This window comes from Brevundimonas sp., from assembly GCF_018608325.1.
Classification (GTDB): Bacteria; Pseudomonadota; Alphaproteobacteria; order Caulobacterales; family Caulobacteraceae; genus Brevundimonas.
Genome location: NZ_JABAZW010000067.1, coordinates 17088 through 28162, shown reverse-complemented (window position 1 = coordinate 28162; position 11075 = coordinate 17088). Strand labels below are relative to the sequence as shown.

Genomic DNA, 11075 nt, shown 5'->3' with positions numbered 1-11075 from the left:
AAACCTTCGTCGAAACGGTAATTCTACAAACAACTCCGGGCGAAGGCCCGGCGCCCCGCCAAGCCCTCCTTATCGGGCATTCCATCTGCCCACCCCCACGCCCCACGGCGGCGGGCGCCTTCGCACGCCCAAAATGTTCTTGCTTTGTTCCAAGACTCGTTCCATCGTCAGGTCATGGAAGCCGCAAAGGGAAGAGGCGCGCGTTCGAATGCGACCGGCCGCTACGAGACAAATCAGTCCGAGGCCTTCGACGACGGCTGGACCGGCGATGACGCCACGCCCGCGCCGTTGCGCACCATCCTCACGCCCGAACACGCGCGCACCATCATCGCCCGGAATGACAGCCCGGACGTTGGCTTCGACCGCTCCATCAACCCGTACAAAGGTTGCGAACATGGCTGCATCTACTGTTACGCCCGTCCGTCCCATGCCTGGATGGGCCTATCCCCGGGTCTGGATTTCGAGAGCCGGATCTTCTTCAAGCCCGAGGCCGCAGGTCTGCTGGAACAGGCGTTCCTCGCACCCAAATATCGATGCAAGCGGATCCACATAGGCGGCAACACAGACCCCTATCAGCCGGTCGAGCGGACACTGAAATCCACCCGCTCGATGCTGGAGGTCATGCGGCGCTACAACCACCCCTTCACCATCATCACCAAGTCGGTGCTGATCGGGCGTGACGCCGACATTCTAGGGCCGATGGGCAAGCAGGGGCTGGCCTCGGCCATGGTCTCCATCACCACCTTGGACCGCAGTCTGGCCCGTGCGATGGAGCCGCGCGCCTCCACACCCGCCAAACGGCTTGAGGCGATCCGAAAGCTGGCCGATGCAGGCTGTCCGGTCGGGGTCGGCTTCGCCCCCGTCATTCCCGGCCTGAACGATCACGAACTGGAATCGGTGCTGGAGGCCGCCGCCAAGGCCGGGGCGACCTCGGCCATGTATGTCACCCTGCGCCTGCCGCTGGAGATCAAGGACCTGTTCCGCGAATGGCTGGACGACGCCCGCCCCGACCGTGCGGCCCGCGTCATGTCGCTGGTGCGCCAGACACGCGGAGGCCGCGACTATGACCCCGACTTCTCGCAGCGGATGAAGGGCTCAGGCCCCGTCGCCGACCTGATCGCCGCCCGGTTCAAGGCCGCCATCAAACGCTATGGCCTCGACACGCCCCGCGCCCTGCTGGACGAAACCCAGTTCCGCGTCCCGCCCGAGGCCAGACCTCAGCTGGAGCTGTTCGGCTAATCGTCCGCCGCCGACGGATCGATGGCGCGGGTCACCAGATCACGCCACGTCGGATCGGTGTCATCGACCAGATCAACGTCTTCCATCAGGGCCACAGCCCCCTCGCCGTCCGGCAGGATCAGGCCCAGAACCTCCATCTCCTCGCCGTCCTTGCCCAGATGGGTTTCGGCCTGAACGACAATGGCCGCCTGTTCGCCGTCCTCATCCCACCAGATCACTGGCTGGGGCAGGTCCATGTCGATCACGCGCGGATCGTCCGTCTCGCCCAGAGCAAACACCGCCCGACGCGCCTGCACGTCATCCAGCGTCGCCACCGCGCCGGTGAAGGGTTTCAGCCGGTTCCAGTCGTCGGCGTCGAACCCGCCGCCATCGTCTTCAAAATCCTGATCGCTCATGCTTATCGCCTATCGTCTGAAAATGCCGACCAGTTCGACGTGCGCCGACCACAGGAACTGGTCCACCGGCGTCACCGTCTCCAGCCGGAACCCCTTGTCGATCAGCACCCGTGCATCCCGCGCAAACGTCTGCGGATTGCACGACACGCCCACCACCACGCTGGCCTTGGTGTCGGCGATCTGGGCCGTCTGTTCGATAGCCCCGGCGCGCGGCGGATCGAACACGATGGCGTCGCAGCCCTTCAGGTCAAACGGCGTCAGCGGGCGGCGAAACAGGTCCCGCGCCTCCGCCGTGATCGCCTTCATGCCCTTGGCCGACCCGACGCCGATCTTCAGCGCATCAATGCCCGGCTTGGACGCATCCGCCGCGATCACCGGGGCGACTGTCGCCAGCGGGAAGGTGAATGTGCCCGCGCCGCAGAACAGGTCCGCGATCTTTTTCGCGCCCTTCACCGCCGCCAGGGCGCGCGACACCATCGCCGCCTCGGCCTCTGGGACCGCTTGCAGGAACCCGCCCGCAGGCAGGGGCACGGTCGCTGGGCCGAACGCCACCTTGGGCTGGCGCGCCATCATCATCACATCGCCCGCCAGGCTCAGCCGCGCCAGATCGGCCCGCTGCGCCGCCGCAATCGCCCGCATCTGCGCGTCACCGGACAGGCCGCCTGTGCGCCGCTCGACCCCCGTCACATCGACATCCAACCCCGACAGGGTCCAGGTCACATGCAGGGTCGGGGCGGATTTCGGATGCTCCAGCAGCGGCGCCGCCACCTCGGCCAGCATCGGAATGGCCGCCACGATGCGCGGATCAGCGATGGGACAGGCCGTCACCTCGACCAGACGCCACGACCGCCGCGCCTTGAACCCCAAGGCCACGCGCCCGTCCGGCATCCGCCGTGCGTGCAGCGCCACACGCCGTCGCGTTCCCGCAGGCGTCGCCACCGTGGCCTCGATCTCGGTCTCGATCCCCTCACGCGCCAGAGCCAGCCGCACCTGCTCGCGCTTCCAGTCCAGATACGGCTCAGCCGCCCAGTGCTGCAGCGAGCACCCGCCGCAATCGCCATACTGGGGCGAAACCGGCGCAATCCGGTCAGCGCTGGCGGTCACGATCTCGACCTGCTCGGCACGGCCGTCCGCCACCACGGCCCGCACCGTCTCACCCGGCAGGGTCAGGGGGACGAAAACCGGTCCGTTCGGCGTATTGGCGACGCCGTCGCCCTGCCCGCCGACGCGGTCGATGCTCAAGATTTCCATCGGCGGGCTTCTAGCCTTCCCATCCCACCGCGCCAACCCAGCCAATTTCACCCGAAAGATGAACGAAGATGAACAGTCCGCTCAAATAGCGTTCAGCTTCGGTCATCTACATCTCACTGCAACAGACACGGGGTTCAGCCGTTCTCCGGTTACGGAAAGCGTCCGATCCTCGAAGGGGTTCAAACCAAATGCGCACGAAGATTGTCTCACTGGCCGCCGCCCTCGCCTTTGCAGGCCTGGCCGCACCAATGGCCGCCGAAGCCCAGAGCTACGGCTACACGCAGAACTACGGCACCGGCGCCTATGGCCGCCCGTACAACTATGACAACCGCGGCTATCAGTACGATCCGTGCCAGACCCAGCGTCAGGGCCGCACCGGCGCAGGCGCCGTCATCGGCGGCGGCGCGGGCGCCGTCATCGGCTCGCAACTGGCCGCACGCGGTCGCCGCACCGAGGGCAGCGTCCTTGGCGGCGTCGTCGGCGCCCTGATCGGTTCGCAGGTCGGCCGCAGCAGCTCCAATAACTGCGACTATCGTCAGGATGGCTACTATAACCAGGGCGGTTATCAGCAGGGGTATCAGGGCGGCGGCTACTACGATCGTCAGCCGGTCTACACCCAGCCTCAGTATGGCTACAGCTACGGCTCCAATCAGGGCTACAGCTACGGATACGATCAGTACGACCGTAACGACTACGCCCGCGATGATCGCGGCTACTACAACGAACGTTCTCAGCCCGTTCAATCCTACCAGAATTCAGATGGATGCCGTCTCGCTGAGAGCGAAATCCGTCTGCCGGATGGTCGTCGCGACACCCGCTATGTGCGGACCTGCCCCGACCAGTACGGCCGCTATCGCGTCGTCGATTAATAATCAGCCCCCCTGTCGATCGACGACGTGACGGGAACCGCCGGAGGATCAGTCCTCCGGCGGTTTCTCCATTTTTGGGTCGCCTATCGCGCAGTCGCGCTACTTGAGACCATGCTCTTGGGCCTACCGCGCTTCGCGCTACTTGAGGCCTTGCTTGGCCCACAGCAGGAACTCGACATTGCCGTCACCGCCCGTGATCGGGCTTTCGGTCGTCGCCTGCACAGTCCATCCGATGCCTCCCAGCCAGTCGGATACCCGCTGAACCGCCGCTGCATGGGCCTCGCGGTCCTTGACCACGCCCTTCTTGCCGACGCCGCTGGGGCCGTCCGCTTCGAACTGAGGCTTCACCAGCGTCACCAGGTCAGCGTCATCCGTCGCAAGGGCCAGAGCCGCAGGCAACACTTTCGACAGGCTGATGAAACTGGCGTCGCAGACGATCAGGGACGGCGCCTGCGGGATTACATCGTCCGTCAGATCGCGCGCGTCTGTCCGCTCCAGATTGACCACGCGTGCGTCGCTGGCGACCTTGTCGTGCATCTGGCCGAAGCCGACATCGACGGCGAAGACTTTCGCCGCGCCGCGATCCAGACAGACCTCGGTGAAGCCGCCCGTCGATGCGCCGACGTCCAGCACCACCCGCCCCTCGACAACGATGAGCCACAGGCTCAGGGCGTGATCCAGTTTCAGCGCGCCGCGCCCGACCCAGCGGTGCGCAGGCTGGGCCTCCAGCACCGCATCCTCGGCGATCTGCTCGGACGGCTTCTGCACCGTCACGCCGTCGGCGACAACCAGACCGGCCTCGATGGCCGCCCTGGCCCGTGCGCGACTGTCGAACAGTCCGCGTGAGACCAGAAGCTGATCGATGCGGGACTTCACCCGATCTCGCTGAGGCGCGCCAGCGCCGCCTGCAGCTTGACCTTGCCCGCCTCGGCCTCGGCCAGTTTGGCGCGTTGCTCGTCCACCACTTCCGGGGCTGCGCGAGACACGAAGTTGGGGTTGCCCAGCTTCTTGTTCACATGGCCGATGTCGCTGTCGAAGGTGGCGATTTCCTTCTCCAGACGGGCCCGCTCGGCGGTCAGGTCGATGATGCCCGCCAGCGACAGAGCAACCGTCGAACCGCCGGACACGAAGGTCACTGCGCCAGTCGCCGCAGCCTCAACCGAATCCACTTCGGACACACGGCCCAGCGTCAGGATCAAATCGCGGTGACGCGTGATCCGCTCGGCGGTGACGGCGTCCGGCGCAACGAAGGCCAGCGGCGGCTTGGCCGAGGGCGGAACATTCATCTCGGCGCGCAGGCCGCGGATTTCACCGACCAGATCGACCAGCCAGCCAATCTCGGCCTCTGCCGAAGCATCGACAAAGGCGTCGGGCAGAACCGGCCATTCGGCCCCGATCAGCAGACCGTCGCGGGCCGGACCTTCCTTGCCCAGCTCGGCCCACAGTTCCTCGGTGATGAAGGGCATGACCGGGTGCAGCAGCTTCAACGTCTGATCCAGCGTCCAAGCGGTCATGGCGCGCGTCTCGGCCTTGGCGGCTTCATCGGCGCCGTTAAAGACCGGCTTGGCCAGCTCCAGATACCAGTCGCAGAAGACGTTCCAGACGAAGCGGTACAGCGCGCCCGCCGCGTCGTCGAAGCGCCCGCCCTCGATGGCTTCCGCCACGGCGCGCTCGGCCTTGGTCAGTTCGCCGCGAATCCAGCGGTTGATCGTCTGCTCTACGGTCGCAGGGTCAAAGCCCTCGACGCGGCGCGCCTCGTTCATCTGACTGAAGCGGGCGGCGTTCCACAGCTTGGTGCCGAAGTTGCGGTATCCCTCGATCCGCTGTTTCGACAGCTTGATGTCGCGCGTGCCCGACAGGATGGCCATGGTGAAGCGCAGCGGGTCGGCGCCCAGTTCGTCGATGATGCCCAGCGGGTCGATGACGTTGCCCTTGGACTTCGACATCTTCTGGCCCTTCTCGTCGCGGACCAGCCCATTGATGATCACGCGCTTGAACGGCACTTCGCCCATGAAGTGCTGGCCCATCATCATCATCCGGGCGACCCAGAAGAAGATGATGTCCGCCGCCGTGACCAGATCACTGGTCGGATAGAACCGCTCCAGATCCTCGGTCTTCTCGGGCCATCCCATGGTCGAGAACGGCCACAGGGCCGAACTGAACCAGGTGTCCAGAACGTCTTCGTCCTGCGTCAGCGCGACTTCGGAATCATAGTCAGCCATCGCCTGTTCACGGGCGTCGGCTTCCGTTTCGGCGACGTAGATTTCACCGTTCGGGCCGTACCAGGCCGGGATGCGGTGACCCCACCACAGCTGGCGCGAAATGCACCACGGCTCGATGTTGCGCAGCCATTCGAAGTAGATCTTCTCGTACGACTTCGGCTCGAACACCGTGTCTCCCTGCTCCACAGCCGCGAGCGCGGGCTGGGCCAGGGTGTGGGCGTCGACGTACCACTGGTCCGTCAGCCACGGCTCGATCACCACGCCGGAGCGGTCGCCGTGCGGGACGACGTGCTTGGTTTTTTCGATCTCGCGCAGCCAGCCGTCTTCCTCGGCGCGGGCGACAATCGCTTTGCGCGCCGCGAAGCGATCCAGACCAACCAGCTCAGCCGGAATCTCCGGCACGTCGTCAGCAACGATGCGCGCGAAGGCGTCCAGAATATTCAGGGCCGCCAGCCCTGCCCGCTTGCCGACGCCGAAGTCGTTGAAGTCATGCGCAGGCGTGATCTTCACCGCGCCCGAACCCTTGGTCGGATCGGCATAGTCGTCGGCGACGATGGGGATGCGGCGGCCGGTGATCGGCAGGATCACGTCCTTGCCGACCAGACCCGCATAACGCTCATCTTCCGGGTGAACCGCCACACCGGTGTCGCCCAGCATGGTTTCAGGCCGGGTCGTGGCCACAACGATGAAGTCGCGAGTTTCGAACTCTGTCGCCTTGCCGTCTTCATCAAAGGCGATGGGGTGCTGGTAGCTGACGCCATCAGCCAGCGGATAGGCGAAGTGCCAATAGGCCCCTTCCACGTCGCGCTGCTCGACCTCCAGATCGGAGATCGCCGTCTGGAAATGGGGGTCCCAGTTCACCAGTCGCTTGTCGCGATAGATCAGGCCATCCTTGTGCAGTTGCACGAAGACCTTGCGGACAGCGGCGTTCAGCCCCTCGTCCAGCGTGAAACGCTCACGTGTCCAGTCGCAGGAGGCGCCCAGACGGCGCAGTTGGCGAACGATGGTCCCGCCCGATTCGGCCTTCCACTCCCACACCTTCTCGATGAAGGCGTCGCGGCCCATGTCGCGACGGCCGATATTGCCGCCCGCCGCCAGTTGGCGCTCCACCACCATCTGGGTCGCGATGCCTGCGTGATCCGTACCGGGCAGCCACAGCACGGCCTTGCCCTTCATCCGGTGATAGCGGGCCAGAATGTCCTGCAGCGTGTTGTTCAGCGCATGGCCGATGTGCAGGCTGCCCGTCACGTTCGGGGGCGGAATGACGATCGAATAGGCGTCAGCCGCTCCGTCCGTCTGGGCAGCGGCGCGCGGCGCAAACAGGCCGCTTTCCTCCCACTGGGCATAGAGGCGGGGCTCGGCGGCCTGGGGTTCGAAGGTCTTCTCAAGCATGGGGCTTCTTTGATCGTTGTCGCGAGGCGCGCCGGGCGCGGCCACACGGAGTCTCAAATGACAAAGGGCGGCCCCTGCGGGAGCCGCCCTCCAAATAGTCTGCGGTGAAGCGAAGGGCTAGGCGCTGCGCGCGATGCGTTCGACTTCCTTTTGTACAGCGTCCTGAACGATGCCCGGCAGGTTGGCGTCCAGCCATTGCTTCAGCAGGGGGCGCAACATTTCGCCGACCATGGCCTCAACCGTATTGCCGCTGACGAAGGGCAGGTCGCTGGTTGCGGCAGGCCAGCGAAGGCCGACGCGGCGCTGGCGGCGGCGCTTTCACCGACCAGAGCGTCATAGGTCGGCGCGGGTTCCGGCGCAGGCGCAGGCTCGCGCGCATAGACGGGCGCCGGTTCAGGTTCGGCGTAATAGGGTTCAGGCTCCGGCTCAGGTTCCGGCGTGACATCGACCACGTCCAGATCACCGATGCTTTCCGTGGCGGGCGCCTCATAGCGATCCGTCAGCTCCAGCACATCGTCTTCAACGGCTTCGGCGGCGATCTCGTGCACGGGTTCGACAGGCGCGACCGGCTCGGGCGCAGGTTCAGGCGCGACAGCCGCAGGCGGGGTCTCAGCCGGGGCCTCATCTTCAGAAATGATCCGGCGGATCGACGCCAGGATCTCTTCCATCGTGGGTTCCTGAGCGGACTGATCGGTCATGTCTAAACCTTGTGGAAGGCCGGAAGAAAAACGGCGCCGGGCGAAAACCCGACGCCGATCTGTTGTCGTCGCATCAACGCCCGTCAGAATCAACGGGCGTTTTAGGGGAGTTCAGCCCCAAACCTTCAGTTGCGCGGCGCGGTCCGCACAACCTCACCCTTCAACTGGGTGTCGATCGGGGCGTCCGGCGCGTCGCTGGCGGCGACGATCGGGGGCGAGGCCACGCGGTCCAGCGCCTCGATCACACCGTCCCACGGCAGGGCGCCGCGATTACGGACGTGGTCATAGTTCGCCTTGGCGTCATAGACGTCCAGATTCGGGTTCAGGTTCGGCCCTTCCAGTTGTCCCATCGCCTTCAGCAGAGAGGCGCGCGCGACGTATTCGGCGGCTTTGGCGTTGGCCAGAGCCGTCTGGGCCGAACGCAGGGTCACTTCCTGCTGCAGCACGTCCAGCGTGGTGCGCAGGCCAACCTGGGCTTCCTGACGCACGCCTTCAGCGGCGACCGATGCGGCGCGAACCGCTTCATTGCCCGCCGCGACGCCCGAGCGGGTCGACAACACCTGAGCATAGGCCGTGCTGACGTCCTGCAGAACCGTACGGCGATGACCTTCGACGCCGATCTGGGCGGCGTTGGCGCGCTCCAGCGCCTGGGCGACGCGCGACTGGTTCAGACCGCACCGACAGGGTGGCGCCCGCCTGGAAGCTGCGACGATCGGTCAGTTCGCCCAGATCGCCGAGATCATTGGTCGAACCGCCATAGGACGCCGTGGCGCGCACCGACGGCAGATACTCGGACCGGGCGGCGGCGACAGCCGCCTCGGCGCCCTGCTGGGTGTAGATGGCGGCCAGAACACCGGGGTTGCGGCCCAGGGCCGTCTCCATGGCGGCGTCAAAGTCCGTAGGCACGGCAGGCAGGGCCGGCGCTGCTTCCAGATCGGTCGGCGACTGACCGATCACGGCGGCATAGGCTGCGCGCGACGACGACAGCTGCGCCTGTGCGTTGGCTAGGTCAGCTTCCGATTGCGCCAGCGAGGCTTCGGCCTGGGCGACGTCGGTGCGGGTGATCTCACCCACTTCGAAACGGGCGCTGGTTTCCTGAAGCTGACGCTGCAGCACGGTCAGGTTCTCCTGACGGATGCGCAGGATCTCCATGTCGCGCGACACGTTCACATAGGCCTGGATCACCGACAGCAGCACGGTCTGTTCGATGTCGCGCAGGTTCTCACGCCCCGCCAGCACATTGGCGAGGGCCTGGTCGATGGCGCGGCTGGTGCGGCCTGCGGTCCACAGGTTCTGCGAGACGCTGACGCCGACATTGCCGCCGTTCGTGTCCGTGTCGCCCGAGACAGTCACGCCGTTGATGGTCGTGTCAGGGGCCCAGGTGCGGGTGTAGTTGGCACCCGCCGAGGCGCTGAGCGTGGGGCGCAGGCCCGAACGGGCCTGAACCACCGTCTCGTCCAGGGCGCGCTGATTGGCGCGCTGGGCCAGCAGGTTCGGGTTGGTGCGATAGGCCAGAGCGATGGCCTCCTGCAGGGTTTCGGCCCAGGCAGGCGCACTCAATCCGCTCACAAGAGCCACCACAGCGGCCGAGGCCAGCACACGCGAGCGTTTCAACATTGTCCGTCCTTGCCTGACGCTCCCCCAGGAGCGCCCGATGTTACGCCAGCGTAACTGCGGCCTCACTCGACCATACGCCAGTTAAGTTTTTTTCACGCTGGCGACCGCGATTTCCTTCGCGGCCGCAAAAACGATTACAGCGCGAAGGTAGGAGCCGGCGTCAGGGCTGCAAGAACCGCGGGCGACGAATCGAAAAGTTCACGGCGTGACAGGCCCTCACGGCCCTTCACATACAGGGCCGCCTTGCCGATGGCACCGCGACGCTCGACCGCCACGATACGGCCGCCCGGACGCAGGGCAGCACCCCAGGCTTCCGGCAGGGCACCAATGCCGCCTTCACAGACGATCACGTCCCAGCCTTCGCCCGTCGGCTGGTCCAGCGGCGCGACCACCGTGGCCACGCCCTCAGCAGCCAGTGCCTCGCCGACGACGTCGAACACAGCCTGATCAGTTTCCTGCGCGGTGACGCTCACGCCCATACGGGCCAGCACAGCGGCGGCGTAAGGCGCGGCGATGGCCAACGCCTTTTCGCCTTCGCGGGCATCGGCGGCCTGCAGCAGCTTGGCCACATCGCGCGCCGGCATCAGGCGACGCTCGCCCGCGATGACGACCGATTCTTCGGAATAGGCGGCGAAGGCGCGGTCCGACGCACAGAATGATTCGCGCGGCACGGCCAACATGGCCAGGTGAATCGCGCGCTCAGTCACGTCGTTCACCCGCACCTGCGAGTCGACCATAGCCTTGCGCTCTGCGGTGAAATCCATCTGTAAACAGCCTTTGACGATGATCCGGGAGGAATTCTGCCGCGCTTATAGGTCCGTGCGTTGCAGCGGACAATCCGATCTGATAGCGAACGGCCCTCGCGATGACCGCCCCCGCAAAAACGGGGATCAAAAGCGGCCTGATGGCGGAGTGGTGACGCAGAGGACTGCAAATCCTTGCACCCGGGTTCGATTCCCGGTCAGGCCTCCATCGCGATACAGAAAAGGCGCGGACCGCACGGTCCGCGCCTTTTTCGTTTCTACGCCCTTCTCAGCCGTTCACCCCCAGCCCCGGATCATTGGCACGGACGCGCCTGATCAGGCTTCGGCGAATCTCCTCACGGATTTCCAGAGTGACGCGCTGCGCTTCCTGCGCCGCCTGACGACGGCCCCGGCGGTTCTCACCCTGCCGAAGTTGCGATTCGATACGTCGCCTCGCCGTTTCCTGCTCAGGCGCGCATTGCACCAAGGCGGCATCCACCATTGCGGCGGGCATTCGGCGCAGGGGCTGGCCCGGCGCAGCCTGCCGCGTGACACATTCGCGCCACCGATCAACCTCGCCCGCTGCTTCCGGTGCGATCTGCAGAGCGGTCAAAAGAGCAATCACGATCATGGGCTGACGAAACGCCGC

At 65.7% G+C, this 11075-nt stretch carries 12 protein-coding genes and 1 tRNA gene; 3 read left to right on the top strand and 10 right to left on the bottom strand.

Translation table 11 applies throughout. The annotated features are described in order from the left end of the window. Positions 1-174: 174 nt before the first annotated feature. Entirely contained in the window at positions 175-1239 is a 1065-nt protein-coding gene (locus QZ281_RS07150) for a PA0069 family radical SAM protein (RefSeq protein WP_292226512.1), read from the top strand. Here QZ281_RS07150 and QZ281_RS07145 read toward each other — a convergent pair. Both QZ281_RS07145 and QZ281_RS07140 read right to left on the bottom strand, forming a co-directional pair. Next, complete coding sequence (locus tag QZ281_RS07145; protein ID WP_292226501.1) at positions 1236-1634, bottom strand: hypothetical protein; 399 nt, start codon at positions 1632-1634, stop codon at positions 1236-1238. The two genes, QZ281_RS07150 and QZ281_RS07145, sit on opposite strands and share 4 nt — an antisense overlap. A 9-nt stretch (positions 1635-1643) precedes the next feature. Beyond that, positions 1644-2885: a class I SAM-dependent RNA methyltransferase gene (locus tag QZ281_RS07140; RefSeq protein ID WP_292226498.1), complete on the bottom strand. Its 1242-nt coding sequence runs from the start codon at positions 2883-2885 to the stop codon at positions 1644-1646. Positions 2886-3073: 188 nt separating this feature from the next. On the opposite strand from QZ281_RS07140, the gene QZ281_RS07135 reads away from it, so the two are divergent. Next, a complete protein-coding gene (locus QZ281_RS07135; protein ID WP_292226496.1) occupies positions 3074-3754 on the top strand; it encodes a glycine zipper 2TM domain-containing protein in 681 nt (226 codons plus the stop codon). 138 nt (positions 3755-3892) lie between these two features. Here the strand turns inward: QZ281_RS07135 and QZ281_RS07130 are convergent, their stop codons facing one another. From QZ281_RS07130 to QZ281_RS07105, 7 genes are all read right to left on the bottom strand, one after another. Then, positions 3893-4630 carry a TlyA family RNA methyltransferase gene (locus QZ281_RS07130; protein ID WP_292226493.1) on the bottom strand — a complete coding sequence of 246 codons (738 nt, stop codon included), beginning with the start codon at positions 4628-4630 and terminating at the stop codon, positions 3893-3895. Beyond that, entirely contained in the window at positions 4627-7368 is a 2742-nt protein-coding gene (locus tag QZ281_RS07125) for a valine--tRNA ligase (RefSeq protein ID WP_292226490.1), read from the bottom strand. Before QZ281_RS07125 ends, QZ281_RS07130 begins: the two co-directional genes overlap by 4 nt. Positions 7369-7485: 117 nt before the next feature. Then, positions 7486-7587 carry a DUF2497 domain-containing protein gene (locus QZ281_RS18215; RefSeq protein WP_363297555.1) on the bottom strand — a complete coding sequence of 34 codons (102 nt, stop codon included), beginning with the start codon at positions 7585-7587 and terminating at the stop codon, positions 7486-7488. Beyond that, positions 7569-8066 (bottom strand): DUF2497 domain-containing protein, encoded by a 498-nt coding sequence (locus QZ281_RS07120; protein ID WP_363297553.1) that lies wholly within the window; start codon positions 8064-8066, stop codon positions 7569-7571. The genes QZ281_RS18215 and QZ281_RS07120 overlap by 19 nt, the downstream gene beginning before the upstream one ends. A gap of 125 nt (positions 8067-8191) precedes the next feature. Then, on the bottom strand, positions 8192-8686 hold the full coding sequence (locus QZ281_RS07115) for a TolC family protein (RefSeq protein ID WP_292226509.1): 495 nt from the start codon (positions 8684-8686) through the stop codon (positions 8192-8194). Further along, positions 8589-9683, bottom strand: a complete 1095-nt coding sequence (locus QZ281_RS07110; protein ID WP_292226487.1) for a TolC family protein — start codon at positions 9681-9683, stop codon at positions 8589-8591. The genes QZ281_RS07115 and QZ281_RS07110 overlap by 98 nt, the downstream gene beginning before the upstream one ends. A gap of 134 nt (positions 9684-9817) precedes the next feature. After that, entirely contained in the window at positions 9818-10447 is a 630-nt protein-coding gene (locus QZ281_RS07105) for a protein-L-isoaspartate O-methyltransferase (protein WP_292226484.1), read from the bottom strand. 134 nt (positions 10448-10581) lie between these two features. On the opposite strand from QZ281_RS07105, the gene QZ281_RS07100 reads away from it, so the two are divergent. Next, positions 10582-10655, top strand: a tRNA-Cys gene (locus QZ281_RS07100). A 60-nt stretch (positions 10656-10715) separates the two neighbouring features. On the opposite strand, the gene QZ281_RS07095 is transcribed toward QZ281_RS07100, so the two are convergent. Continuing rightward, positions 10716-11057, bottom strand: a complete 342-nt coding sequence (locus QZ281_RS07095) for a hypothetical protein (RefSeq protein ID WP_292226482.1) — start codon at positions 11055-11057, stop codon at positions 10716-10718. Positions 11058-11075 lie beyond the last annotated feature (18 nt).

Coding starts and splice junctions, on each gene's coding strand:
- QZ281_RS07150 (WP_292226512.1), top strand. CDS start 175: ATGGAAGCCGCAAAGGGAAGAGGCGCGCGTTCGAATGCGACCGGCCGC.
- QZ281_RS07145 (WP_292226501.1), bottom strand. CDS start 1,634: ATGAGCGATCAGGATTTTGAAGACGATGGCGGCGGGTTCGACGCCGAC.
- QZ281_RS07140 (WP_292226498.1), bottom strand. CDS start 2,885: ATGGAAATCTTGAGCATCGACCGCGTCGGCGGGCAGGGCGACGGCGTC.
- QZ281_RS07135 (WP_292226496.1), top strand. CDS start 3,074: ATGCGCACGAAGATTGTCTCACTGGCCGCCGCCCTCGCCTTTGCAGGC.
- QZ281_RS07125 (WP_292226490.1), bottom strand. CDS start 7,368: ATGCTTGAGAAGACCTTCGAACCCCAGGCCGCCGAGCCCCGCCTCTAT.
- QZ281_RS18215 (WP_363297555.1), bottom strand. CDS start 7,587: ATGTTGCGCCCCCTGCTGAAGCAATGGCTGGACGCCAACCTGCCGGGC.
- QZ281_RS07120 (WP_363297553.1), bottom strand. CDS start 8,066: ATGACCGATCAGTCCGCTCAGGAACCCACGATGGAAGAGATCCTGGCG.
- QZ281_RS07110 (WP_292226487.1), bottom strand. CDS start 9,683: ATGTTGAAACGCTCGCGTGTGCTGGCCTCGGCCGCTGTGGTGGCTCTT.
- QZ281_RS07105 (WP_292226484.1), bottom strand. CDS start 10,447: ATGGATTTCACCGCAGAGCGCAAGGCTATGGTCGACTCGCAGGTGCGG.
- QZ281_RS07095 (WP_292226482.1), bottom strand. CDS start 11,057: ATGATCGTGATTGCTCTTTTGACCGCTCTGCAGATCGCACCGGAAGCA.